Below are 24,636 nucleotides of genomic sequence, written 5' to 3' on the forward strand. Positions count from 1 at the left end.
ACCATTTGGCAAGGGCATCCCCAAAAATCCCCCTGTCGCTTTAGCCGCTATCTCGCCGTTCGCTTATCATTTACAAGCTGTATTAACATGTCATGTTGTGCTTTTTTCCCCATTAGCTCAGGCAGTTACGTGGATCGAAATAGTTCTGCAACCCTTTGTTAACCCTGTGTTTTCATAAAAAATTAGCGCATTTCCTGTTGAGTTCCTCCGTTATTTCCTGCGTAGACAGGAGCGAAAAATTGTCTTGAATTGCCGTCCGGCTTCCGATCAACCAGCTTTTCCGATAGCAAGGTCAAACGTCAGTTCAGGATTTGCGTCACTCTCCATGAATATCATCGAGCGATACGTTCTCAGACGCGCCTTCATTGCCTTTTCGGCGGCGCTTGCCGGCACCCTGGCCATTGTCTGGGTCACGCAGGCGCTTTCGCGCATCGATATCGTCACCGATAGCCGACAGTCCGCTGGCACGTTCCTGGAGATCGCAACGCTCATCCTGCCTTCGGTCGTGCCGGAAGTCATTCCATTTGCCATTGCCATAGCACTGGGCACGACGCTTTTCGGACTGAATTCGGATTCGGAACTCGTCGTGGTCAACGCGGCGGGTGCATCGCGATGGATCCTGCTGAAACCGATCCTCATACTCGCCATTCTCGCCAGCGCCCTCTCCTTTGTCTTTGACAATGCGATCGACCCGCTGGCGCGTGAGCGATTCCGAAATCTGCTTGCCGATGCGCGCGCCGATCTGATCAGCCAGGTGATCCAGGAAGGCTCCTTCCAGAGGCTGGACGACAAGCTTTTCATTCAAGTCGGTCAACGCCTTCCGGACGGCCGTCTTGGCCAGATTTTTGTTGCGGATTCGCGCGAGGCTGGCACCGAACTCGTTTACTACGCGAAGGAAGGCGTCGTCGCCGAATTCGGCGCGATGAAGGCGCTGCTGATGCGCGATGGCGTCGTCCATCGCAAACAGGAAAACGGCGACATTTCGGTCATCAATTTCGAGTCCTACGCCTTCGATCTCTCGGCTCTCATGCCAGCGCGCAATGAGCCGATCTTCTTTGCCAAGGATCGCTCACTGAGCTTTCTGGCCAATCCGGATACGAATGACGCCGTCTATCAGCGCAGTCCGCAGGAATTTCATGCGGAGTTTCACCGTCGTCTGACCGACTGGCTCTACCCGATCGTTTTTGCGCTCATCGCCTTTGGCGTTGCAGGCGATGCCCGTTCGCACCGCGAGGCGCGCATTCATCCGCTGGTGACGATCGTGGCGATCTGCATGTTCGTGCGCTGGCTTGGCTTCTTCGTCGGCAACAGAGCAGATTCGTCTGCGGCCTGGACGCCATTCATCTATCTCGTGCCATTCGGCTATATCGCGTTCGTTAGCGTCTTCATCTACAAGAACAAGCCGCTTGAATTACCTCTGTCCGTCGCCGAGTACATGATGGGAACGGTGCGCGCCTTCAACGATCGGCTCATCCTGCTGCGTCACCGCCTGCTTGGCCACAAGCGCCCTGAAACGGGGAGCGAAGGCTGATGGGCTTTACTCTTGGCCGTTATTTCCTGAGCCGCTATCTGTCGATCACCTTCTGGATGTTCCTCGGCATCTTCGCGCTCGTCTTCATCGTCACCTTTACCGAATTTTCCTCGCGCACCAGCGGCCTGGCAAACTACAATGTGCAGGATGCGCTCACAGTCAGCATATTGCGCGTGCCGATGATCATGCTCCAGACGGTTCCCTTCGTCGGCCTCTTTTCGGCAATGGGAACCCTTGTCTCCCTCAATCGCAAATATGAACTCGTCGTCGCCCGTGCGGCGGGCATCTCCGCCTGGCAATTCCTTCTTCCCATCTGTCTGGGGGCCCTGCTTTTCGGCATTGCCTCGGTCGGCATTCTCAATCCTATTGCTGCAAGCGGCTTTGCGCGTGCCGAGGCGATCGAGGTCGAGTTGCGCTCGGGCGTAGCCAGCCCCGGCAACAATGTCATCCCATGGATACGCCAGACGACAAGCGAAGGCGACACGATCGTCGGCGCACAAGCCACGCTCGATGAAGGCTTGACGCTCGTCAATGCCTCGTTCTTCCAGTTCGCGGACAATGGCGACCTGACGCGCCGCATCGATGCCGAACGCGCCTATCTGCGCGATGGTTACTGGGAGCTTCAGGGCATCCGCCAACAGCGCGGCGCCACCGAAATTGTCGAAAACGGCTTCCAGATCAAAACCAATCTGCGCCCGGAATTCGTGCAGGAACGCCTCGCTCAACCTGAGACGATTCCCTTTTACGAATTGCCTGGCAAGATCGAAATCGCTCGTTCCTTCGGCCTGCAAGCAAACGCATTTGCCATGCAATTTCACTCGCTTGTGGCGCAACCTATGCTTTTGGTCGCGATGACCCTCATCGCTGCAACAGTGTCCATGCGTTTTGTGCGTATGGGACAGTCGGCTGTAATGATTCTGGGTGGCATCGTCGCCGGGTTTCTGCTTTATGTCATTTCGGTGCTTGTTCAGGCTTTTGGAACCGCGGGATTCGTTCCCCCGGCCATTGCCGCATGGGTGCCTGTCGCTATTGCGATGTTCTTCGGGGTGACATTCCTGCTCCACAAGGAGGATGGTTAGTGAATTTGACGCATGGTCGCGTAGTTAAGATGGTGCGCGTCGGGCAGCTTTTGGCTGCTACGGCCCTGGCAGTTGTTCTGACCAGCCAGTTCGCGACCGATTCCGCAAATGCGCAGGATGTCGATCTCACAGCAGTCTCGCAGTCGAACGGCAACTCCCCGATGCTTCTCGAAGCAGACACGCTCGTCTACGATCACGATCAAGAAACCGTGACTGCCGTAGGCGGTGTTCAGATCGATTATAATGGTAATCGTCTCGTCGCGCAGCGCGTTTCCTACAACCGCCAAACGAAGCGTCTCGTCGCCAGCGGCAATGTCGAAGTCGTCCAGCCGGACGGCACGCGCGTCTTTACAGATCGTATCGACGTGACGGACGATTTCAGAGATGGCTTTGTCAATACGCTGCGCCTGGAAACGGTCGACAAAACCTATTTCGCGGCCGAAAGCGGTCAGCGCGAAGGCGGTACGGTAACCACCTTTAACAACGGCGTCTATACCGCTTGCGAACCCTGCGAGGCGAAGCCCGACAAGGCTCCGATCTGGCGCATCAAGGCACGCAAGATCATCTGGGACGGAAAGGCGCGCACGGTGCGCTTCGAGCGCTCGCGTTTCGAACTGTTCGGACAGCCGATCGCCTTCATTCCCGCCTTTGAGATCGCTGATCCGACGATCCAGCGCAAGAGCGGTTTCCTCATTCCGCAAATCACTCAGGATGATGATCTTGGCGTAGGCGTTACCGTTCCCTATTTCTGGGCACTGTCAGATACATATGATCTGACATTGCAAGGCACCTACTATTCAAAGCAGGGCTTCCTCGGCGAGGCGGAATGGCGTCAGCGCTTCAATAATGGCGAGTTCAGCCTGAAGATGGCTGGCATCAGCCAGCGCGATCCATCGCAGTTCAGTTTCGGAACGGAGAATGCAGGCACGCTCGGCAATCCGAACGAATTGCGCGGCATGATCGGTTCGAAAGGACGCTTCGATATCAATCCGCGCTGGGCGTTCGGCTGGGACGTTATGGCCCAGTCCGACAAGAATTTTTCGCATACCTATAACATCGACGGCTACAGCGAACTGAAGCGCAAGAACGAAGTCTATCTCACCGGTCTCAACGACCGGAACTACTTCGATATTCGTGGCCAGCATTTCAAAATCCAGGAAGACTATCCTGACGGGCACCCTGAGGCGCGGTCAGAGAAACAGGCACTCGCGCTTCCCACGATCGACTATTCGATGACGCCTGACCGCGCAATTTTCGGCGGCGAGTTGAACATCGACGTCAATATGCAGTCACTGGTCCGTGACCGTCTCGACTCCGCATTCAACCATGTCCGTGGTCCGGAAGGCAGTTCTCAGCGCCTGACTGCCGAAGCAGAGTGGAAGCGGTCCATCGTCACCGATGGTGGCCTTGTGATCACCCCTCTCCTCCATGTCCGAGGCGACACCATCCATCAGAGCGTCGAGGGCGGTACCTTGACGGCATATCAAGGTCTTGCAGCTGAGCAGGGCGTAGATGCCGACGTTCGTAATTCTTTCAACCGCCTGATGGCGACAGCCGGTCTGGAAATGCGCTATCCGGTACTTTTCTCGGGAGCGACATCCAGCCACGTATTCGAACCTATGGCTCAGGTCTTCGTGCGCCCAGACGCCGACTACCAGACCACACTTGGCATTCCGAACGAAGATGCACAAAGCTTCGTCTTCGACGCCTCGACGCTGTTCGAACGCGACAAGTTCTCCGGCTATGATCGGGTCGAAGGCGGTAGCCGTGCCAATATCGGTGTGCGCTATTCCGGCGTCTTCAGCAATGGCTGGTCGACCAATGCTGTCGTTGGCCAATCCTATGCGCTCTCCGACAATGCATTTGGAACGCCAGACCCGGTCTACGCCGGCTATGATTCCGGCCTCGAAACGGATACCTCTGATTATGTCGCAATGGCTGGCTTCTCCAGCCCGCACGGCTTCTCGGGGTCGATCAGCACTCGTCTGGATGAGCAGACTTTCGAAATGCGCCGCACCGAAGTCAAGGCTGGCGCGACCATCGGATCGCTTGCCGTCACCGGTCGTTATGCCTGGATTCAAGGTCAGAAAAATTACGGCTTCCAGGAGGATCGTCAGGAAGCCGGTGGAACCGCGTCGCTTCGCCTGAACGAGAATTGGCGCGTTTTCGGTTCGGCAACCTATGACATCCAGGAGAACCTGCTCGCACGTGATTCCTTTGGTTTCTCCTATGATGACGAGTGCTTCACCTTCGCACTCAGCGTAAGCGAAACACGCCGAACGCGCGACCGTGAGACCGAACGCACCATCGGGTTCAACATCGCCTTCCGCACGATCGGCGACTTTGGTCAGACGACCAATGGGAGCACATTCAACTAGATCTGCTTGCCGCAGCTTCCCCGGCAGCACCTTGACAGAAACAGTTGGCGGCGATAGCCCCAGTTACCATGATTTTGCCTTTGAAGGCATGTAAGCGCTTGCAGTAAGTATTATCGGAAATCATGGTTAATACCGCGTAAACGAGAGGATGCCGTCATGAAAGCCTTTGTCAGAGCCTGCTCTGCTGCGGCGATTGCCGTTGGGATTGCGACATCGGCGATTGCCCTCTCCTCTCCTGCTGTCGCACAGAAGTCGGAGGTCCGCTACATCGTCAACAACACGCCGATCACCTCCTACGACATCCAGCGCCGGGCGGCATTCCTTCGCCTGCAGCGCACCAAGGGTGACGCTGGCGAGCAGATGATCGACCAGACGCTGCAGCTTGCGGAGATGCAACGTCTCAACATCGCCATCTCCGAGCAGCAGGTAGACGAGGCCTACGCCAACTTTGCCAAAGGCAACAAGCTCACCACGGCGCAGCTCGATCAGATCATGGCACAAGCAGGCGTAACGTCCGGGCATTTCAAGGAATATATCCGGGCGCAGATGGGTTGGGGCCGGGTCCTACAGGCGAAAGCGCGTCAGTCTGGCGGCAGCGGCGGGTTGATCAGCGAACAGGAAGCTGTCAAGCGCATCCTCGAGAACGGCGGTCAGAAACCCTCCACCAACGAATATCTGCTTCAACAGGTGATTTTCGTCGTGCCTAATGCGCAGCGAAGCGCGCTGCTTTCCAAGCGCACGGCGGAAGCCAATGCCCTGCGTTCGCGTTTCAGTAATTGCGAGTCCACCCGCGATCAGGCGCGGGGGATCCTCGACGTTACCGTGCGCGATCTTGGGCGCAATCTTGAGCCCACCCTGCCCGCCGACTGGGCAGAAGCCATCAAAGCAACCCGTGCCGGTGGTACGACGCCTGCAAAGGCGACCGACCGCGGCGTTGAATTCATTGCTGTTTGTAGCGTTCGCTCCGTTTCCGACGATCGGGTTGCACAGCTCGTTTTTTCGGAACAGGACCAGAAAGCGGCGGGAGGCGGCGGCAATGAAAGTGGCGAGGCATTGAGCAAGAAGGCGCTTGCCGAGCTGCGCGAAAAAGCCAAGATCATCAAGCGCTGATTCAAGGACATGCAGCCTCTCGCGCTTTCCGGCGGCGATCCCTCCGGTATCGGACCCGAAATCGCCGCACGCGCCTGGCTCGCAAGACACCAGAGTGATTTGCCGGGTTTTGTGCTTCTAAGCGATCCGGATTTTCTCAGATCCCGCTTCGCAAAGCTCTCGCTCGATGTTTCGTTGCACGTTTGTCGTCACCCGTCGGAAGCCTTGTCAGCGTTCAATGGTGCTCTGCCTGTCCTTCCGCTTGAAAACAAGTTGGTGGATGAACCCGGCGTCCCCTCTGGTGCAAACGCAGCCGGGACGATCGAGGCAATCGATCGCGCCGTCACCCTGACATGCACAGGTCAAACGTCGGCGGTTGTCACCTGTCCTATCGCCAAGAAACCTCTCTACGACGCCGGCTTCCGCTTTCCCGGGCACACCGAGTATCTCGCACACCTTGCCTCGGGGAATGGAGAAGCGCCGCTGCCCGTCATGATGCTGGCCGGGCCCCAGCTGCGTACCGTTCCTGTCACAATCCATATAGCCCTGTCAGCGGTACCCGCCGCGCTCAACGGCCCGCTCATCCTCCAGACGGCCCATATTGTTGCGCACGATCTTAAAGGCCGTTTTGGTCTGGCCTCGCCGCGTCTTGCTGTTGCCGGGCTCAACCCCCACGCTGGCGAACAAGGTTCCATGGGGCGGGAAGATATCGAGATCATTGCGCCCGTCATCGCACAGTTGAAGGCTGAAGGGATTGATGCCTTCGGCCCCCTTCCCGCGGATACAATGTTCCACGCCAGCGCGCGCAAGCGCTACGATGTGGCGCTGTGCATGTATCACGATCAGGCGCTCATTCCCGCCAAAACGCTCGGTTTCGACGATTGCGTCAATGTTACGCTTGGGCTGCCCTTCATCCGCACCTCACCAGATCACGGCACAGCCTTTGACATTGCTGCAAAGGGAATTGCCCGTCCAGACAGCCTCATCGCCGCCCTGAAGATGGCAGATGAAATGGCGCGCAACAGCAAGACGACCACATGAGCATAGACGGACTACCCTCCCTTTCCGACGTCATCCGTACGCATGAACTGGCTGCGAAGAAGTCGCTCGGTCAGAACTTTCTGCTCGATCTCAATCTCACCTCGAAGATCGCCCGAAATGCGGGTTCGCTCGAAGATCATGTCGTGATCGAGGTCGGTCCCGGTCCCGGCGGCCTGACACGCGGACTTCTGCTGAACGGCGCCAGGAAGGTTGTGGCCGTTGAGCGCGACGAGCGCTGCCTTCCGGCCCTTGAGGAACTCGGGGCTCACTATCCGGGCAAGCTCGAGATCATTTCGGGTGACGCGCTGAAGACGGATTTCTCGAAGCTGGTCCCGCCAGGCGAGAAAGTGCGCATTGCGGCGAACCTGCCCTACAATATCGGAACGGAACTTCTGGTTCGCTGGCTCTCCGTCGAACCTTGGCCACCCTACTACGCTTCGATGACGCTCATGTTCCAGAAGGAAGTGGCTCAGCGCATCGTCGCGCAGCCGGGAGACAATCACTACGGTCGTCTTGCTGTTCTTGCCAATTGGCGCACAGTGCCGAAAATTGTCATGGAACTGCCGCCCGAGGCTTTCACCCCGCCACCAAAGGTCACATCTGCCGTCGTGCATCTCGTGCCACGCGAAAAGCCCCTGGCGTGCGATGCAGCTACGCTTTCGCGCGTTACCGAAGCTGCATTCGGCCAGCGTCGCAAGATGCTGCGTCAGAGCCTGAAATCACTCGGCGGCGAAGCGCTTCTGGATCGCGCCGGCATCGATCCGCGACGTCGTGCTGAAACACTGAGCGTCGAAGAATTCGTTGATCTGGCAAGACTTCTAAAAGTGCATTAATCGGCCGTCGGCCTTTCCTCGTCGTTATTTTATAGTGGATGGATTTCTCAGCGCTGAAATCTTTTTTCGGAGCATAATCAGACGACTATAAATTTTTTGCGCCGATAGATCGCCCAATCCATCCACACCCTGGCCGGCTGCGCGATACTTCTCGTGCGTCAGGGATAGGTGAGCTCCCGAACACCGAGACGCTGAGACAGCGGGCGGAAACCGCCGTTTGGCCTGGCAAGCCGGACGGAGGGCCGAACGAGAGAAGATTTACGACCTTCTCTCCTCTTCGGGTTCTTCCAGATACCGTCAGGGCATGTGGAAGCATGCGAAATTGAATGAAATGCAACGGGCCACATGCCCTGATCCCATTTCATTTCCCATCAACCGTGCGGCACGCGCCGTGGCGGATTTTTCTGCTGGCCAGACCAGTCGGCGTGCGGGAAGCGCTTAAAACTTCTCGTCCAGAATATCCGACACAAAGTCGAACAGACCGTGGCGACGGTCGCGGCGCAGGCGCTCGGCTGTGATAATCGCCTGCACTTCGCGATAGGCCTGACCGAGGTCGCGATTGACAACCACGTAGTCATATTCGCGCCAATGCTCAATCTCCGTCCGAGCGTTATCGAGACGGTTTGCGATCACCTCGGCAGTGTCTTCGGCGCGGCGCGTAAGGCGCGATTTCAGCTCCGCCATAGATGGCGGCAGGATGAACACCGAAACAATGTCGGCGCGCATCTTCTCGTTCAGCTGCACGGCCCCCTGCCAGTCGATGTCGAACAGCATGTCATGACCTTGCGCCATGGCAGCCTCCACCGGTTCGCGCGGTGTGCCATAGAAATTACCGTGAACCTCCGCCCACTCCAGCAATCCATCATCGTCACGCGTGCGCTCGAACTCGCGCACCGACATGAAATGGTAATGTACGCCGTCAATTTCGCTAGGGCGTCGCTGCCGGGTCGTCACAGAGACCGAAAGCTTGAACTGCGGATCGTTCTCCAGCAGATGCCGCGAAATGGTCGACTTCCCCGCTCCCGACGGCGAGGACAAGACCAGCATGAGACCGCGACGCTTGATCGTCAGTTCGTCTTCCAAACTCATATATGCTATTCCAGATTTTGCAGCTGTTCGCGGAACTGATCGACGACAGCCTTCAGGTCAAGACCGATTGCCGTGATACTACCCGCGTTGGATTTCGAACAAAGCGTATTTGCCTCGCGGTTGAACTCCTGCGCGAGAAAATCGAGTTTGCGCCCGATCGGCCCACCACTCGCCAGAAGGTCGCGCGCATTGGCCACATGCGCCTTCAAGCGATCGAGTTCTTCACGTATATCGGCGCGCGTCGCAAGAAGCGCTGCCTCCGCGTGCAGCTTGTCGCTGTCCAGACGGGTTCCGCTTTCCTCCAGCAGAAGCGCAACCTGCTGCGCAAGCCTTGCCTTGACCGCTTCAAGGCTGCGGGAGGGATCGTTCTCCGCCGCAAGCGTAAGATCCTCGATGCGAGCAAGCTGAGCTTCCAGAACGGTTCGCAACGCCGCACCTTCACGCTGGCGCGCCTCGATCAACTGGCTGAGTGCCTCAGCCAGTGTCGACATCGCTATCCGGGAGATTTCCTCCTGCTCGGCAGTCGAAGAAACAGCCGAACCATCCGGCATTTCGAGAACTCCCCGCAAGGCCAGCAGGCCGTCGGCACGTGCCGGCGCAAGCCCATATTTCTGCTCCAGACGTTGCGCCAGACCTGCGAGATCAATCAGGAACGCTTCGTTGACAATGGGCGTCGCCACAGTGCGGGCGTCGCTCTGGAGGCTCAGACTGGCCTGGATATTGCCGCGCGCGAGCCGCTTCTGAATCATCGCACGCGCCTGAGGGTCCAGCGCCTCGTAGCCTTGCGGCGTGCGTACGCGCATGTCGAGTGAGCGTCCGTTGACCGAACGCAGCTCCCAGCTCAGCACACCGCCCTCGGCGGCAGCGCTCGCCCGCGCGAAGCCAGTCATGCTCTGCAAGGATGCCGCGACCGGGCCCTGCCCGTCCGCGGTGCTCACTCGGCACCTTCAGTCGGACTTGCAGTGGTCGCTCCGGCAGGAAGCTCCTTGGCCGCCTCGCCGCGTTCGCGCTCGATCTGGCGCCAACGGCGGACATTGGCATTATGCTCGTCAAGCGTTTCCGCAAATGCATGACGTCCGTCTCCGCTCGCCACAAAGTAAAGATCCTTCGTTACCGACGGATTGGCCACGGCTTCCAGTGCGGAACGGCCCGGAATGGCAATCGGCGCAGGTGGCAGGCCGTCGATCGTATAGGTATTATATGGCGTCGGCTTGCGAATGTCGGATTGGTAGATGGTTGGCGCTTCCTTATAGACCGCGCCACCATATTTTCCGTAGCGAATGGTCGGGTCGGATTGCAACCGCATCTTTCTGTTCAGGCGATTGATGAACACCGCGGCGACACGCGTCCGCTCATCAGCGTGTCCGGTCTCCTTCTCGACGATGGAGGCCAGCGTCACGAATTCGTTCTTATCCTTGATCGGAAGATCGTCACGGCGGCGTTCCCATATCTCGTCTATGGTCTTCTGCTGGAGATTGACCAGTTGCTCGACGATCTGTTCCCGCGTCTTGCCGCGCGAGAAACTGATCGTGTTGGCGGCAATCATTCCCTCTCCGGGCACAATTGCCGGCATTTCGCCCTCCAGGATTTCGTTCTGAGCGATGCGCTCCATCGCCTGCTGGGTGGTCCAGCCTTCCGGGATGGTGATCGTATGCAATATCTGCTTGCCGCTGCGCAAAAGCTCCATGATATCGTGCATCGAACTGCGCCCGGCGATTTCATATTCGCCGGCCTTCATGCTGCCTTCATTGCCATAGGCGCGTACACCCAGGCGGAAAGCCAGCGCGTTATCGATCATGCCGCGGCTTTCCAGCGTCCCGGCTATATCTCCAACGCCAGCTCCCTGGCGAATGAATACCGTATCCGAAGCTTGCAGCGGCCCTTCCTTCTCGAAGCTCCACTTGACCCAGTAGGCGGCAGCACCGAAACCCAAAGCCACCAGTACGATGATCGACATGACGAAGTTGAGGAAAATGACGACCTGGCTGCGAGACTGGCGTGAACGACGCTTCCTGCGCAAAGGTGGCGGCGTGCCAGCTTCCGAGCGCAAGGCTTCATTGGCCGATTTCGGCACGATCGGTTTGGAGGCAGGAGCCGATTTGTCGTGATCGCCAGAGCCGTGCGTGTTGTCGCTCATGTAACCTCGCCGTCAGAGCCGGCTTGCCGGGATACCACCCTTGCAGAACCAGCAGTTGATATCGGATCAGCAACCGAAGGAGAAGAATCGCTGCAACCGTTAAAACCCGGATGATGGCGGAAAGCGGCAATCCGATGACGCACTGCAATCCACACACAGATCCAGCAGGATCATTCCCGAATGTACACATGAATGCTGACCCGCAAGCGCGGATCAGTCATTGAAACGCTTAAATACCAGCGATGCGTTCGTTCCGCCGAAGCCAAACGAGTTGGACAAAGCAACGTCGATCTTGCGTTGACGCGGCTTGTTCGGAACGAGGTCGATGTTCGTTTCCGCCTCGGGATTGTCGAGATTAATCGTCGCGGGCGCAATATTGTCGCGAATGGCGAGGATCGAGAAGATCGCCTCGACCGCGCCGGCAGCACCGAGCAGATGACCGATCGAAGATTTAGTCGACGACATCGAAACATTCGAGGCATGCTCGCCCAGCAGCCGTTCCGCCGCACCAAGCTCGATCGTATCGGCCATGGTGGATGTGCCGTGGGCGTTGATATAATCGATGTCGGCTGGCGTCAGGCCTGCCCGTTTAAGCGCGGCCTGCATGCAGCGATAGGCACCTTCGCCGTTTTCCGACGGTGCGGTGATATGATAGGCATCGCCGCTCATGCCGTAGCCGACGACCTCGCCATAAATCCTGGCCCCGCGGGCTCTGGCGTGTTCCAGCTCCTCCAGAACCAGAACGCCAGCACCTTCACCCATGACAAAGCCGTCACGATCGCGATCATAGGGACGCGAGGCGTTTTCCGGATCGTCATTATGCTGGGTGGAGAGCGCCTTGCAGGCGGCAAAGCCCGCAAGAGAAATCCTGCAAACCGGCGATTCGGCTCCACCGGCGACCATCACATCGGCATCGCCCAGCGCAATCAGGCGGCTGGCATCGCCGATGGCATGCGCGCCCGTCGAACAGGCCGTGACGACCGCATGATTGGGTCCACGCAGCTTGTGACGAATGGAGACCTGACCAGAGGCAAGGTTAATAAGGCGGCCCGGAATGAAGAAAGGCGACACACGGCGCGGCCCCTTTTCCTTCAGCGTATAACCAGCCTCAACGATACCGTCGAGCCCGCCAATACCCGAACCGATCATCACGCCCGTGGCGATCTGATCCTCGTCGGTCTGCGGATGCCAGTCAGCATCTGCCAACGCCATATCGGCTGCGGCCATGGCATAGACGATGAAGGGATCGACCTTGCGCTGTTCCTTGGCCTCCATCCACTGATCGGGATTAAAGGTACCATCGGTGCCGTCTCCAAGCGGAATGCGGCATGCGATCTGGGCAGGCAGGTCATCGACCTCAAATTCCGTCACGCGTCGCGCAAAGCTCTCGCCCGAAAGAAGGGCTTTCCAGCTGTGTTCGACACCCGCCCCGAGAGGCGAAACGATCCCAAGGCCTGTTACAACAACACGTCTCATCGTCTATCCCCATTAGCGCGCCGTGCGTCCTTCCGGACGCACAAGGACGCGCTAACCTTAAAAACTTGCTGCATCGCACGTTTCCGAAAACTGTTTCGGGCTTCCGGGGCGATGCAGTAATCCCAAGACGGAATAATCAGGCCTGGGCCTTTTCGATGAACTTTACTGCATCGCCAACCGTCTGGATGGTTTCAGCAGCATCGTCTGGAATTTCGATGCCAAATTCTTCTTCGAAAGCCATGACGAGTTCAACGGTATCGAGGCTGTCTGCACCGAGGTCGTCGATGAAGCTTGCACCTTCCGTGACCTTATCGGCTTCGACGCCCAGATGGTCGATTACGATTTTCTTAACTCGTTCAGCGACATCGCTCATGACAATTCCTCGTGCGTTTCCAGAAGTAGTATGTTGGTCTTCGTTAATGCTCTTGAGGCGAGTAATCAAGCCGGAGCGCCTTATGTCAGGCGGATTTCAGGCTTTGAGATTCGCCGCAATCGCGGTGTTTCACAGGTCGCATTACACGAAACGGGATTGGCGTCCAAGGCGAAAACCCGTTGCGATAAACCTCATCCAAGCAAAAAGCGTTAATAAACGGCCAGGCTCCCGGCCTTAGATCATCGCCATGCCGCCATTCACATGCAACGTCTGACCCGTCACATAGGATGCTTCCGTCGATGCGAGATAAACCACGGCCGATGCGATTTCATCCGATGAACCCATGCGCTTCATCGGAATGGCGCCCATGATGGTGTCCTTCTGCTTCTCGTTCAGCTTGTCCGTCATCGCGGATTCGATGAATCCCGGTGCGACGCAGTTTACCGTTATGTTCCGGCTGGCAACCTCCTGGGCAAGCGACTTGGAGAATCCGATGAGGCCCGCCTTCGAGGCGCAGTAATTCGCCTGGCCCGGATTGCCGGTGGTGCCGACGACCGAGGAAATGTTGATGATGCGGCCGAAGCGGCGGCGCATCATCGGATGCGTCAATTCGCGGGTCAGGCGGAATGCAGCGCCAAGATTTATCTCAAGCACCTGATCCCAGTCATCGTCGGACATGCGCACGAAAAGACCGTCGCGCGTCACGCCGGCATTGTTGACCAGAATATCCACGCCCTCCAGCTCTTCTTCGGCCTTCTTGCCAAGGCTGGCGACTTCCGCGCGGTCGGAAAGATTGGCAGGCAGAACCTTGACGCGATCGCCTAGTTCGCCAGCAAGCGCTTCAAGTTTCTCGACGCGCGTGCCATGCAGGCCAACGATCGCGCCCTGAGCATGCAGCGCGCGGGCAACGGCCTCGCCTATGCCGCCTGTCGCGCCCGTCACCAGTGCCTTGCGGCCGGTCAGATCAAACATTTTCTTGTCCTTTTATAGATTGTTCGACTGCGAACCGGGCTTCAGCCCTGCTGCTCGATGAAGGTTTCGATTTCGCCCGGCAAGCCAAGCGTCGCGGTTGCGATATCCTTGTTGATGCGGCGGGCAAGCCCGCTCAGCACCTTGCCGGCCCCGATTTCATAAAGCGTATCGACGCCATTTGCGGCGAACCACTCCACACTTTCACGCCAGCGCACGCGGCCTGTAACCTGTTCAACCAGGCTCTTTGCGATCGCCTGCGGATCGCTCAGGGGGGCAACGCTGACATTGGCCAGCACCGGAACGACCGGAGCGTTCTTTTCCACCGCTGCCAACGCTTCGCGCATGGCTTCGGCCGCAGGCGTCATCAGAGCGGAGTGGAACGGAGCCGAGACCGAAAGCATCAAAGCGCGCTTGGCGCCAAGTTCGGTGCAGATGCGTGCTGCATGCTCGACGGCAGGCTTCGCACCCGAAATGACCAGTTGCCCACCGCCATTGTCATTGGCGATCTGGCAGACGCTGCCCTTGCCTGCCTCTTCGCAGGCATTCTCGACCTGACCCTGATCGAGGCCAATTATCGCGGCCATAGCGCCTTCTCCGACTGGAACGGCCGCCTGCATTGCATTACCGCGGATGCGCAGAAGGCGCGCCGTATCTGCAAGCGAGAAGGTTCCGGCGGCGCATAGGGCGGAATATTCGCCCAGAGAATGACCGGCGACGTACGCCACCTTGTCCTTCAGCGCGTAGCCCCCCGCTTCCAGAACGCGGATCGCAGCGATGGACACCGCCATCAATGCCGGTTGTGCGTTAGCCGTCAGCGTCAACTCGTCTTCCGGACCTCCGAACATGAGCGCGGACAATTTCTGGCCCAGCGCTTCGTCCACTTCTTCGAAAACGGCGCGCGCCTCGGCGTAATTTTCGGCCAGATCGCGGCCCATGCCGACGGCTTGGCTGCCCTGTCCGGGGAAGGTGAAAGCGATAGACATTGCTGTCCTCCTGAATTTCATTGCGCAAGCGTTTGGCAAAGGAATGCAGGAAAATCAAGCCAAAGGCCGGATTTCCCGTATATCAAGACTGGATATCGGGCGTTTTCAGCCTGCGTTCATACCGCCCATATATAGGAACCGCCAATGTGCCGCTTGCGTTTCAGGTTGATCACAAGGCGTATCTTGCAGCAATCATAAGGCAATTGCTTGCACCCGTAAAAGCTTCATAGATGCAGGTGGCAGCCCCTGATTGAGAGACTGTCGTTCGAAAGGCGTAAAAACATGCGCAAATATCTTCTTGCGGCCGCTACGGCATTTGGCCTCCTTGTCTCAGCAAGCGTCGCTTCTGCCGAACCAGCCGTCGTCACAGGCAATGTCAATGTCCGCACAGGTCCCGGCACCGGCTATTCGCGCATTGCCACGATCCAGGCCGGTTCGGAGGTCGAGATTCTTCGTTGCACCGGCAACTGGTGCCAGATCGAGCTCGGACGCCTGCGCGGCTGGATGTCAGCAAATTATCTGGATAGGTCGAGCGGCGGCTATTATCGCCCTGTTCCTCCTCCTCCGCCACCAATCTACGATCCGCGCCCTCCTTATTGGGATCGCCCGGAATACAGACCTCCCTACTGGGATCGCCCCGGCTATCGTCCGCCTCGCCCGCGTCCCCCGCATTGGGACAGACCCGACCGACCACGCCCGCCGGATTGGAACGGACCAGGAAGACCGGACAGACCGCGTCCGCCAGAGCCTGAGCGTCCACGCCCGCCTCAGCCGGAACGCCCGACACCGCCGCGTCCCGGGCAGGAATCCATTATCGGACGTCCGCCACCGGATGATGCAGGCCCCGGGACACCAGACCGCAACATTCGCATCATTCGCCCGAATTGATCTGAGGCTTTAAAAAGACGAAAAGACCGGTCCCGTCCTCGATGAGTCCGGTCTTTTGCATCCTTGCCCCTTGCTTTTTCGCTGATTGCCGTGTATCGACCCGCCATTCTGTTGGTCTCGTCCGGGGGCTGAACGGAGGGCGAAGCATTTTCGAATGTATCGTTTGATTGCGCCAGTCGCCGTCTTCCTCCCGTGTCCCCGTCTCTACGACCGTCTCGCAAGCGCCTTTCTCCTGCCTCTTCGGCTCGATCAGGTTTGCGGAGAGCTTTCGCCGTCGCGGCCAACGGAGAAACGAAGAAAGGCAAGATAAATGGCACTCTACGAGCACGTTTTTCTGGCCCGTCAGGACCTTTCGCAGCAGCAGGTCGATGCCCTCGTCGAACAGTACAAGGGTGTTATCGAAAATGGCGGCGGCAAGGTTGGTCGGGTAGAAAGCTGGGGCCTCAAGTCCCTCACCTATCGCATCAACAAGAACCGTAAGGCGTATTACACGCTGATCGACATCGACGCTCCGGCAACCGCTCTTCATGAGATGGAACGCCAGATGCGTCTGTCGGAAGACGTTCTTCGCTTCATGACCATCAAAGTTGATGCCCATGAAGAAGGTCAGTCCGTCATGCTTCAGAAGCGTGACCGCGACGACCGTCCTGCCCGTTCGGGCGACCGCGAAGGCGGCCGCGGCGATCGTGGTGACCGCGCACCGCGCCGTCAGTTCAGCAATGAAGGAGCCGAGTGATCATGGTCGATATCAATCAGATCCCAACTCGTCGTCCTTTCCATCGCCGTCGCAAGACGTGCCCGTTCTCCGGCGCGAACGCTCCGAAGATCGATTACAAGGACGTTCGTCTTCTACAGCGCTACATTTCGGAGCGCGGCAAGATCGTTCCTTCGCGCATCACCGCAGTTTCGCAGAAGAAGCAGCGTGAACTGGCCAAGGCCATCAAGCGCGCCCGCTTCCTGGGCCTCCTGCCCTACGTGGTGAAGTGATTTTCTCCTCCCGGCGGCCTCTGGTCGCCGGGAGGTTCTCTCGCGCTTCGGAAATGTGAGAGCGACAAGAACTCCGAGTTGGGCAAATGCCCTAACTGCCAAACAGTCGATGGCAGGACAGCGAACTTCCTCCCTCATTTTGATGGGGTCGAGTGTCTTTCCTTCCTGCTTTACGTAAAGATTTCCGTGCAAGGCACGGGCAGGAAAGGAAAAGAAAATGGACGTCATTCTTCTCGAACGTATCGCGCGCCTCGGCCAGATGGGCGACACCGTCAAGGTCAAGGACGGCTTTGCCCGTAACTTCCTTCTGCCGAAGGGCAAGGCGCTTCGCGCAAACGAAGCCAACAAGAAGAAGTTCGAATCGCAGCGCGCCCAGCTCGAAGCTCGCAACCTTGAGCGCAAGTCCGAAGCCGAAGCTGTCGCCGAGAAGCTTGAAGGCAAGTCATTCATCGCCGTTCGTTCGGCTGGTGAAACCGGCCAGCTTTACGGTTCTGTCTCGACCCGCGATATCGCCGAAGTTCTGACGGCAGAAGGCTTCTCGATCCACCGCAACCAGGTTGAACTGAACGCACCGATCAAGACCATCGGCCTGAGCGACATTGTCGTCACGCTGCACCCGGAAGTCCACGTCACCATCACCCTGAATATCGCTCGTTCGGCTGACGAAGCAGAGCGTCAGGCGAAGGGCGAGTCGCTGACGACTGCCGAAGCCATCTACGGTGACGACATTAACGAAAACGCCCGTCCGGAAAACTTCTTCAACGAAGACGAAGATTTCGACGGTGAGGAAGAAACCGAAGAGCAGGCATAATTCTCTGCCGTCTTCTCCGTAAAAAAGCCCGGGCGGAAACGTCCGGGCTTTTTATTGGTGGCGTCTCGCCTCCGTGCAGATACCGAATATAGCGCCCCCCATTTCAGGAGCCGTTCAGCCCCGGCTCTCTCACACTGCTGGCAGAACTCGTCATTTTACCTTAAGAGACTGCCAGCATATCCTTAGTAATTCGGTCGTTCATGTCATCCTTCCTGCGAAAGCTTTCGGGCGTCGGGTCCGCAACACTGGTCAGTCGCATTCTCGGCTTCGTGCGCGATTCGCTCGTCGCGGCGGCACTTGGCACAGGACCGGTCGCAGAGGCTTACATGGTCGCGATTCGCATCGCCAACATGTTTCGGCGCGTATTCGCGGAAGGAGCGTTTTCAAACGCCTTCGTACCTCTTTTCGTGAAGAAGGAAGCCAGCGAACAGCAGGGGTTTGTGCGCGAAGTGCAATCCGCGCTCCTGATGGCGCTGATCGTCCTGACGATCATCTTCCAGATTTTCATGCCGTATGCAGTCATGCTCCTGGCGCCGGGCTTCGTGGACGATACGGGAAAATTCCAGATCACGGTCGATTTCTGTCGACTGGCCTTCTTCTACCTTTCCTTCGTTTCGCTCTCGACGCTTTATGGCGGGATTCTGAACGGCTATGGCAAGTTCGCGCTGAACGCCTATTCGTCCATCCTGCCTAACATCTTCGCAATCGCTGCGCTGGGCGGCGTCACCTTGTACGGCATGGGCGCATCGCGCGAAGCAGGCGCAATCCTGACAGCTGCAAACGTCGTCGGCGGCGTTGCGCAGTTGATCGTCGTCATCTGGGGCGCGCGAAAGCTCGGCATGACAGCGATGCTTACCATCCCGCGCTATACGGATGACGTGAAGAAGCTCCTGACGATTGCAATGCCGACGATCTTTTCGAGCGGTGTCGTGCAGATCAACCTCGTCGTGGGTTCCGCAATAGCGTCGCTGCAGACCGGTGCCGTCGCCTGGCTCTACATGGCAGACCGTCTCTACCAGCTTCCGCTCGGCATTGTCGGCATCGCGGTGGGAACCGTGCTTCTGCCAGAAATCTCACTCTACAAGAAGCAAGGCGACGCCTCGAAAATACGTGCTTCATTGGCCCGGGGCGCAGAAGTCTGCCTGATACTCACGCTGCCCTGCGCCGTGATGCTGACTTTCGCACCGGACATTCTCGTGCGGGGGCTGTTCGAACGTGGTGCCTTCACGCCAGCCGATACGCAGGCGACGGCCCTTGCCCTTATCGCATTTGCGCCGGGAATCGTTGCCTTCGTGCTGATGCGGGTCTACCAGACCGCCTATTATGCAGCTGGCGAGACGAAAACCATGATGCGCTTTGCCATCATCAACGCCGCCGCCAATGTTGCCATCAACGTAGCCCTCTTTCCCTGGCTCGGCTACATCGCCTGTGCCATCAGCACCACTATTGCCGCGTGGATCAATATCTGGATGCTCTGGAACGGATTGAGCAAACAGGACCAGGTTCGGCTCGGCGACATTTCCGCCGCGACCTTTACCAAGATCATCGTCGCCAACGTGATGCTGGCGGGCTTCGTGCTATTGCTGCGGGAATTCGTCGATCTGAGCGGCTTCGGCAAGCTTTTGTCAGCTCTCATCCTCTGCGCGCTCGCCGGCAGCCTCTACGTCAGCGCCTTGCTCGTGTTCTTCCGCAGCCAGATCAGACCATTCCTGCGTCGATAGACGCTGAAAACAGGTTCAAAAAAATCAAATCACGGTTTCGTCATGGAACCGGAACTATTCTCGCTTCTTCGCTGTTTAAGCAAAACTTTGATTAATGTTTTGCCCGGTTTTCCGGACGGGGAGAAAGCCATGAACTCGGTTCTCAACCGATTGATTTCGCATATCATAAAACGAGGTAATCTGACTATCACGGCCGCAGATGGCACCGTGCGCACCTATGGCGATGGTTCCGGAGCGCCCGTCTCTCTGGTCGTGCATACACCCGCTGCCGAGCGGGCCATTGCCCTCGACCCTACGCTGGCGCTACCTGAAGCTTATATGGAAGGCGAAGTCAGCTTCCGCGAAGGCGACGTTCTGGCACTGCTGCAGCTTGTCTACACGAACACCGAAGGAATGGGCATCGACACGTTCTGGGCCCGTGCCATCGAAACCATGCGCGGGGCGTTCCGCCGCCTGCAGCAGATGAACACGCTGGCGCGTTCCAAGCGCAATGTCGCGCATCACTACGATCTGTCGGGCGAGCTTTATCGCATGTTCCTCGATGAAGACATGCAATATTCCTGCGCCTATTTTCCCTCGGTCGAGACCACGCTCGAAGAAGCGCAACGGGCAAAGAAGCGGCATATCATGGCCAAGCTCCAACTGGAAAAGGGCCAAAGCGTACTCGACATAGGTTGCGGCTGGGGCGGACTGGCGCTTGATATGGCGCAGATGTTCGATCTCGACGTGCTTGGCGTCACCTTATCGGAAGAACAGCTTTCCGTGGCAACTCGCCGTGCGCATGATCGACACTTGGAAAATCATGTGCATTTCGAATTACGCGATTATCGTAACCTGACCGAACGCTTCGACCGCATCGTTTCAGTCGGCATGTTTGAACATGTGGGCCTGAACCACTACCCCACCTTCTTCAACAATTGTCATCGCCTGCTGAAGCCGGATGGCGTCATGCTTCTGCACACGATCGGTCGTAGCGGCGTTCCCTATGCAACCAACGCATTCATTCGCAAGCATATCTTCCCCGGCGGCTACATTCCGGCACTCTCCGAAATGCTGCCCGCCATTGAGCGCTCGGGACTGATCGTTACCGACGTGGAAATCCTGCGGATGCACTATGCCGAGACCCTGAAGGAGTGGCGGGCTCGCTTCCGCGCCCATTGGGATGTAGCAGCGCGCATCTATGATGAGCGCTTCTGCCGCATGTGGGATTTCTATCTCGCTGGTTCGGAAGCCGCGTTTCGTTGGCAGGACATGGTGGTTTTTCAGGTACAGCTTGCCCGCCGCAACGATTCGCTGCCGGTCACCCGCGATTACATGCTGCGCGACGAACAGGCTCTGCGCGAAGCGGTGCGAACAGAGCAAATAGCATAAGGTCGACCAAGTCGGAAAACAGCAGAAACCGCCCCCCGATCATGTCGGAGGGCGGTTTCTTCTTCCGGCCGAATCATCGTCCCGCGCGTCAAGCAAAACCCGTTTCCGGTTTTGCACAGACTGTGAATCCTTGGGACAAGGTTCATGAGAACAAAACAGGTGCGGAATGTACTGCAAAAACCGCTCCGAACCTGCTAAGCCATCTTCAACGGGGAAAAGACATGGCAGACGCAGCGCGTAAATTCATCATGGATCAGGGTCAGGGCCAGCCTGGAACCTATCGGGAAGCACCCAACAATATCGAAGCCGAGCAGGCGCTGCTCGGCGCGATCATGGTCAATAATGATTCGTTTTATCGCGTCTCGGATTTTCTGAAGCCGGAGCATTTTTACGAGCCGTTGCACAAGTCGATCTACCAGATCGCTTCGGAAATGATCAGGCTCGGCAAGATCGCCAATCCGGTGACCCTCAAGACCTTTCTCCCCTCCGACGAGAAGGTTGGCGATTTCACCGTTGCGCAATATCTGGCGCGTCTGGCCGCCGAAGCCGTCACCGTCATCAACGCTGCGGATTATGGCCGCGCCATCTACGATCTCGCCACGCGCCGCGCCTTGATCAGCGTCGGCGAGGACATGGTCAATGTCGCTTATGACGCACCGGTCGACATGGCACCGCAGGCGCAGATCGAGGATGCGGAGCGGCGTTTGTTCGAACTTGCGGAATCGGGCCGCTACGATGGCGGTTTCGAGACCTTTGGGGAAGCGGTGAAGACCGCGATCGACATGGCCAACGCCGCCTATATGCGCGACGGCCATCTATCGGGCATTTCCACCGGCATTCGTGATCTCGATGCCAAGATGGGCGGCCTGCAACCCTCCGACTTGATCGTCATCGCCGGCCGTCCCGCCATGGGCAAGACCTCGCTCGTCACGAATTTCGCGTTCAACGTCGCCCATGCCTATGAGGCGGCGCAGCAGGCCGATGGATCGTACAAGGCCGCTAACGGCGGCGTTGTAGGCTTCTTCTCGCTGGAAATGTCCGGGGAACAGCTCGCCACCCGTATCATTTCCGAACAGACGGAGATTTCGTCGTCGAAGATCCGCCGTGGTGAAATCACCGAGACAGAGTTCGAAAAACTTGTGGCCGGCGCGCAGACCTTGCAAAGCATTCCGCTGTTCATCGACGCGACCGGCGGCATCTCGATTGCCCAGCTCACAGCGCGCGCGCGTCGTCTCAAGCGCCAGCGCGGCCTGGATCTAATCATCATCGACTATCTTCAGCTTATGCAGGGCTCGAGTTCGCGCGCCGCACAGAACCGCGTGCAGGAAATTACGGAAATCACTACTGGTTTGAAGGCTTTGGCTAAGGAACTCAATGTTCCGGTAATCGCCCTGTCGCAGTTGTCGCGTCAGGTGGAAAATCGCGAGGACAAGCGCCCGCAGCTCGCCGACCTTCGTGAATCCGGCTCCATTGAGCAGGATGCAGACGTGGTGCTCTTCGTTTACCGCGACGAATATTACCTGAAGGGCAAGGAGCCGCAATTCGGTACGCCTGAATATCTCAAATGGCAGGAAGACATGAACATGGTGCGCGGCAAGGCGGAACTGATCATCGCCAAGCAACGTCATGGCCCCACCGGAACGGTGCAGGTCGCCTTCCAGTCCGAGTTCACGCGCTTTGCCGATCTCGCGGAAGAAGATCGCATGCCGGAACGTCTCGAATAGGATCGCAAAAAGGGAGAGGCGTTGCCCCCCTCACCTGCGATACACCTCTCTTTCCCCAAGGAATGATTTGACCCACTAATGGCCAAACCGAAAATCCAGTTCGTCTGCCAGAATTGCGGCGCGGTCCATGCGCGTTGGGCTGGCAAGTGCGACGATTGCGGCGAGTGGAATACGCTGGTCGAAGACAATGCGGGCGGCGGCATCGGCGGTGGCCCGACGGGCTTGCGTTCGCCGCGCAAGGGCCGGCCGGTTGCCCTCACCTCGCTTGCGGGCGATATCGAGGATGCACCACGCATCGTTTCGGGCATGAGCGAACTCGACCGCGCGACCGGTGGCGGTTTCGTGCGCGGCTCGGCGCTGCTTCTCGGGGGTGATCCAGGCATCGGCAAATCCACGCTTCTGATGCAGGCCGCCGCTTCCCTGGCGAGCAAGGGCTATCGCATCGTCTACGTGTCTGGTGAAGAAGCGGTAGCGCAGGTGCGTTTACGCGCCCAGCGTCTTGGCGTCTCAGGCGCACCTGTCGAACTGGCCGCCGAAACCAATGTCGAAGATATTCTTGCCACGATAAGCGAAGGCAAGCGCCCTGATCTCGTCATTCTTGACTCGATCCAGACCCTGTGGACCGACATGGCCGATTCTGCACCGGGAACCGTCACCCAGGTGCGTGCAGCCGCGCAGGCGGTCATCCGTTTTGCGAAATCCACAGGAACTGCCATCGTCCTCGTCGGGCACGTCACCAAGGAAGGGCAGATCGCCGGGCCGCGCGTTGTGGAACATATGGTCGATGCCGTGCTCTACTTCGAAGGTGAAGGCGGGCATCACTATCGCATCCTGCGCACGGTGAAGAACCGTTTCGGCGCAACCGACGAGATCGGCGTCTTCGAGATGACCGACAAGGGTCTACGCGACGTGGCCAATCCCTCCGAGCTTTTCCTTGGCGAGAGGCATGACAAAGCGCCGGGCGCCGCGGTTTTTGCCGGAATCGAAGGCACTCGCCCGTTGCTAGTCGAAATTCAGGCGCTCGTCGCGCCGTCCTCGCTGGGCACGCCCCGACGTGCCGTTATCGGGTGGGATTCCTCGCGTCTTTCGATGATTCTCGCCGTGCTCGAAGCCCATTGCGGGGTGCGGCTCGGTTCACACGATGTTTATCTCAACGTGGCCGGCGGCTACCGGATTTCCGAGCCGGCGGCTGATCTTGCGGTCGCGGCCGCACTGGTTTCCTCGTTGAGCGGGCTTGCCCTTCCCAAAGATTGCGTCTATTTCGGCGAAATCAGTCTTTCCGGTGCGATACGACCGGTTGCGCATGCGCAGCAGCGTCTGAAGGAGGCTGAAAAGCTTGGTTTTATCCGCGCCGTCATGCCGCGCGGCGGGGACGATACGGCGAACGCACTTGGCGGAAACACTTTTCAGCCACAGACGCTCGTCGAGCTTGTTGCCAAGACCGCCGGGTCGAAGCAGCGGAAGGACAATTGATTGCCGCATTCGGCGGTCACACGACGCGAAAGTAGACAGATTACTGCCGCTGGCAGGCCACCCTGTGGAGTGAACAAAAACATGCCCATCACCCTGCTTGACGGTATTCTCGTCGGTTTCACCCTCGTTTCAGCAGTTCTCGCAATGGTGCGAGGTTTCTCACGCGAAGTCCTTGCCGTCATCTCCTGGGTCGTCGCGGGCTTTGCCGCCTTCACCCTCTATCCGACCGTCCTGCCCTATATTGCAGAACAGGTTGGCAATCCGCAGGTAGCACTTGCCGCTGCCATCGGCGCGGTTTTCCTCGTGACGCTCATCATTATGACGCTTCTGACCATGAAGATGGCGGATTTCATCATCGACAGCCGCATCGGCCCGCTCGATCGCAGTCTCGGCTTCGTCTATGGCGCAGCACGCGGTGTTCTGGTCGTCGCCGTGGCGCTTCTGTTCTTCAACTGGCTGGCGGGCGAAAAGACTCCCGCCTGGGTAGCAGACGCAAAGTCGCGCCCCTTCCTGGAGGAAATCGGGCGCGGCCTGGAATCCTTCCTGCCGGAAGATCCGGAGAATACGATCATGCGTGGCATTTCCGGCATTACCGGCGGTGCTGCACCCACAACCGATACAGACGCTTCGCCGCCGCAGGAAACCGTACCGCCCTCGACGCAGCCTGCTCAGCAGTAAGC

At 58.2% G+C, this 24,636-nt stretch carries 22 protein-coding genes; 15 read left to right on the top strand and 7 right to left on the bottom strand.

Features of this window, described 5'->3' with window-relative positions; translation table 11 throughout:
• Window positions 1-325 precede the first annotated feature (325 nt).
• From IE151_RS06905 to rsmA, 6 genes are all read left to right on the top strand, one after another.
• On the top strand, window positions 326-1,531 hold the full coding sequence (locus IE151_RS06905) for an LptF/LptG family permease (RefSeq protein WP_189489226.1): 1,206 nt from the start codon (window positions 326-328) through the stop codon (window positions 1,529-1,531).
• Window positions 1,528-2,610 carry an LPS export ABC transporter permease LptG gene (lptG, locus tag IE151_RS06910; protein ID WP_189489474.1) on the top strand — a complete coding sequence of 361 codons (1,083 nt, stop codon included), beginning with the start codon at window positions 1,528-1,530 and terminating at the stop codon, window positions 2,608-2,610. Before IE151_RS06905 ends, lptG begins: the two co-directional genes overlap by 4 nt.
• A gap of 29 nt (window positions 2,611-2,639) precedes the next feature.
• A complete protein-coding gene (locus IE151_RS06915; protein ID WP_189489475.1) occupies window positions 2,640-4,988 on the top strand; it encodes an LPS-assembly protein LptD in 2,349 nt (782 codons plus the stop codon).
• Between the two features lie 156 nt (window positions 4,989-5,144).
• A complete protein-coding gene (locus tag IE151_RS06920) occupies window positions 5,145-6,098 on the top strand; it encodes a SurA N-terminal domain-containing protein (protein ID WP_189489227.1) in 954 nt (317 codons plus the stop codon).
• A gap of 9 nt (window positions 6,099-6,107) precedes the next feature.
• On the top strand, window positions 6,108-7,118 hold the full coding sequence (gene pdxA, locus IE151_RS06925; protein WP_189489229.1) for a 4-hydroxythreonine-4-phosphate dehydrogenase PdxA: 1,011 nt from the start codon (window positions 6,108-6,110) through the stop codon (window positions 7,116-7,118).
• Window positions 7,115-7,951: a 16S rRNA (adenine(1518)-N(6)/adenine(1519)-N(6))-dimethyltransferase RsmA gene (gene rsmA, locus IE151_RS06930; protein WP_189489231.1), complete on the top strand. Its 837-nt coding sequence runs from the start codon at window positions 7,115-7,117 to the stop codon at window positions 7,949-7,951. The genes pdxA and rsmA overlap by 4 nt, the downstream gene beginning before the upstream one ends.
• A 438-nt stretch (window positions 7,952-8,389) precedes the next feature.
• On the opposite strand, the gene gmk is transcribed toward rsmA, so the two are convergent.
• From gmk to fabD, 7 genes are all read right to left on the bottom strand, one after another.
• On the bottom strand, window positions 8,390-9,040 hold the full coding sequence (gene gmk, locus IE151_RS06935) for a guanylate kinase (RefSeq protein ID WP_189489233.1): 651 nt from the start codon (window positions 9,038-9,040) through the stop codon (window positions 8,390-8,392).
• 5 nt (window positions 9,041-9,045) lie between these two features.
• The gene (locus IE151_RS06940) at window positions 9,046-9,930 is read right to left on the bottom strand and encodes a YicC/YloC family endoribonuclease (protein WP_189489476.1); all 885 of its coding nucleotides are present in this window, start codon (window positions 9,928-9,930) and stop codon (window positions 9,046-9,048) included.
• A gap of 44 nt (window positions 9,931-9,974) precedes the next feature.
• Complete coding sequence (gene mltG, locus IE151_RS06945) at window positions 9,975-11,177, bottom strand: endolytic transglycosylase MltG (RefSeq protein ID WP_189489235.1); 1,203 nt, start codon at window positions 11,175-11,177, stop codon at window positions 9,975-9,977.
• Between the two features lie 213 nt (window positions 11,178-11,390).
• Window positions 11,391-12,653 (bottom strand): beta-ketoacyl-ACP synthase II, encoded by a 1,263-nt coding sequence (gene fabF, locus IE151_RS06950; protein WP_189489237.1) that lies wholly within the window; start codon window positions 12,651-12,653, stop codon window positions 11,391-11,393.
• A 136-nt stretch (window positions 12,654-12,789) separates the two neighbouring features.
• Window positions 12,790-13,026, bottom strand: a complete 237-nt coding sequence (locus tag IE151_RS06955) for an acyl carrier protein (RefSeq protein ID WP_189489239.1) — start codon at window positions 13,024-13,026, stop codon at window positions 12,790-12,792.
• A 234-nt stretch (window positions 13,027-13,260) separates the two neighbouring features.
• Window positions 13,261-13,998: a 3-oxoacyl-[acyl-carrier-protein] reductase gene (fabG, locus tag IE151_RS06960; protein WP_189489241.1), complete on the bottom strand. Its 738-nt coding sequence runs from the start codon at window positions 13,996-13,998 to the stop codon at window positions 13,261-13,263.
• Window positions 13,999-14,039: 41 nt separating this feature from the next.
• Entirely contained in the window at window positions 14,040-14,981 is a 942-nt protein-coding gene (fabD, locus tag IE151_RS06965) for an ACP S-malonyltransferase (protein ID WP_189489243.1), read from the bottom strand.
• Between the two features lie 282 nt (window positions 14,982-15,263).
• Between fabD and IE151_RS06970 the strand changes: the two genes are divergently transcribed.
• The 9 genes from IE151_RS06970 to IE151_RS07010 all read left to right on the top strand — a co-directional run bounded on the left by IE151_RS06970 (window position 15,264) and on the right by IE151_RS07010 (window position 24,634).
• Complete coding sequence (locus tag IE151_RS06970) at window positions 15,264-15,869, top strand: SH3 domain-containing protein (protein ID WP_189489245.1); 606 nt, start codon at window positions 15,264-15,266, stop codon at window positions 15,867-15,869.
• Window positions 15,870-16,179: 310 nt separating this feature from the next.
• Window positions 16,180-16,605 carry a 30S ribosomal protein S6 gene (rpsF, locus tag IE151_RS06975; RefSeq protein ID WP_189489248.1) on the top strand — a complete coding sequence of 142 codons (426 nt, stop codon included), beginning with the start codon at window positions 16,180-16,182 and terminating at the stop codon, window positions 16,603-16,605.
• Between the two features lie 2 nt (window positions 16,606-16,607).
• Window positions 16,608-16,856 (top strand): 30S ribosomal protein S18, encoded by a 249-nt coding sequence (rpsR, locus tag IE151_RS06980; RefSeq protein ID WP_019170551.1) that lies wholly within the window; start codon window positions 16,608-16,610, stop codon window positions 16,854-16,856.
• 217 nt (window positions 16,857-17,073) lie between these two features.
• Entirely contained in the window at window positions 17,074-17,667 is a 594-nt protein-coding gene (rplI, locus tag IE151_RS06985) for a 50S ribosomal protein L9 (RefSeq protein ID WP_189489250.1), read from the top strand.
• 200 nt (window positions 17,668-17,867) lie between these two features.
• Window positions 17,868-19,388 carry a murein biosynthesis integral membrane protein MurJ gene (gene murJ, locus IE151_RS06990; protein WP_189489252.1) on the top strand — a complete coding sequence of 507 codons (1,521 nt, stop codon included), beginning with the start codon at window positions 17,868-17,870 and terminating at the stop codon, window positions 19,386-19,388.
• A gap of 129 nt (window positions 19,389-19,517) precedes the next feature.
• Entirely contained in the window at window positions 19,518-20,759 is a 1,242-nt protein-coding gene (locus IE151_RS06995) for a cyclopropane fatty acid synthase (protein ID WP_189489254.1), read from the top strand.
• A 221-nt stretch (window positions 20,760-20,980) separates the two neighbouring features.
• On the top strand, window positions 20,981-22,483 hold the full coding sequence (locus IE151_RS07000) for a replicative DNA helicase (RefSeq protein ID WP_189489256.1): 1,503 nt from the start codon (window positions 20,981-20,983) through the stop codon (window positions 22,481-22,483).
• A gap of 78 nt (window positions 22,484-22,561) precedes the next feature.
• Window positions 22,562-23,956 carry a DNA repair protein RadA gene (radA, locus tag IE151_RS07005; RefSeq protein ID WP_189489258.1) on the top strand — a complete coding sequence of 465 codons (1,395 nt, stop codon included), beginning with the start codon at window positions 22,562-22,564 and terminating at the stop codon, window positions 23,954-23,956.
• Window positions 23,957-24,037: 81 nt separating this feature from the next.
• Window positions 24,038-24,634: a CvpA family protein gene (locus IE151_RS07010; RefSeq protein WP_189489260.1), complete on the top strand. Its 597-nt coding sequence runs from the start codon at window positions 24,038-24,040 to the stop codon at window positions 24,632-24,634.
• Window positions 24,635-24,636 lie beyond the last annotated feature (2 nt).

The sequence above is a fragment of the Limoniibacter endophyticus genome (genome assembly GCF_014652835.1).
Lineage (GTDB): Bacteria > Pseudomonadota > Alphaproteobacteria > Rhizobiales > Rhizobiaceae > Limoniibacter > Limoniibacter endophyticus.

Bases quoted from the DNA above. Each gene is read 5' to 3' on its own strand.
- pdxA (WP_189489229.1), top strand. From the start codon at position 6,108: ATGCAGCCTCTCGCGCTTTCCGGCGGCGATCCCTCCGGTATCGGACCC.
- IE151_RS06915 (WP_189489475.1), top strand. From the start codon at position 2,640: ATGGTGCGCGTCGGGCAGCTTTTGGCTGCTACGGCCCTGGCAGTTGTT.
- IE151_RS06970 (WP_189489245.1), top strand. From the start codon at position 15,264: ATGCGCAAATATCTTCTTGCGGCCGCTACGGCATTTGGCCTCCTTGTC.
- gmk (WP_189489233.1), bottom strand. From the start codon at position 9,040: ATGAGTTTGGAAGACGAACTGACGATCAAGCGTCGCGGTCTCATGCTG.
- rsmA (WP_189489231.1), top strand. From the start codon at position 7,115: ATGAGCATAGACGGACTACCCTCCCTTTCCGACGTCATCCGTACGCAT.
- rpsF (WP_189489248.1), top strand. From the start codon at position 16,180: ATGGCACTCTACGAGCACGTTTTTCTGGCCCGTCAGGACCTTTCGCAG.
- rpsR (WP_019170551.1), top strand. From the start codon at position 16,608: ATGGTCGATATCAATCAGATCCCAACTCGTCGTCCTTTCCATCGCCGT.
- IE151_RS06955 (WP_189489239.1), bottom strand. From the start codon at position 13,026: ATGAGCGATGTCGCTGAACGAGTTAAGAAAATCGTAATCGACCATCTG.
- radA (WP_189489258.1), top strand. From the start codon at position 22,562: ATGGCCAAACCGAAAATCCAGTTCGTCTGCCAGAATTGCGGCGCGGTC.
- IE151_RS06995 (WP_189489254.1), top strand. From the start codon at position 19,518: ATGAACTCGGTTCTCAACCGATTGATTTCGCATATCATAAAACGAGGT.
- IE151_RS06905 (WP_189489226.1), top strand. From the start codon at position 326: ATGAATATCATCGAGCGATACGTTCTCAGACGCGCCTTCATTGCCTTT.
- IE151_RS07000 (WP_189489256.1), top strand. From the start codon at position 20,981: ATGGCAGACGCAGCGCGTAAATTCATCATGGATCAGGGTCAGGGCCAG.
- rplI (WP_189489250.1), top strand. From the start codon at position 17,074: ATGGACGTCATTCTTCTCGAACGTATCGCGCGCCTCGGCCAGATGGGC.
- IE151_RS07010 (WP_189489260.1), top strand. From the start codon at position 24,038: ATGCCCATCACCCTGCTTGACGGTATTCTCGTCGGTTTCACCCTCGTT.
- IE151_RS06920 (WP_189489227.1), top strand. From the start codon at position 5,145: ATGAAAGCCTTTGTCAGAGCCTGCTCTGCTGCGGCGATTGCCGTTGGG.
- fabF (WP_189489237.1), bottom strand. From the start codon at position 12,653: ATGAGACGTGTTGTTGTAACAGGCCTTGGGATCGTTTCGCCTCTCGGG.
- fabG (WP_189489241.1), bottom strand. From the start codon at position 13,998: ATGTTTGATCTGACCGGCCGCAAGGCACTGGTGACGGGCGCGACAGGC.
- IE151_RS06940 (WP_189489476.1), bottom strand. From the start codon at position 9,930: ATGACTGGCTTCGCGCGGGCGAGCGCTGCCGCCGAGGGCGGTGTGCTG.
- murJ (WP_189489252.1), top strand. From the start codon at position 17,868: ATGTCATCCTTCCTGCGAAAGCTTTCGGGCGTCGGGTCCGCAACACTG.
- mltG (WP_189489235.1), bottom strand. From the start codon at position 11,177: ATGAGCGACAACACGCACGGCTCTGGCGATCACGACAAATCGGCTCCT.
- fabD (WP_189489243.1), bottom strand. From the start codon at position 14,981: ATGTCTATCGCTTTCACCTTCCCCGGACAGGGCAGCCAAGCCGTCGGC.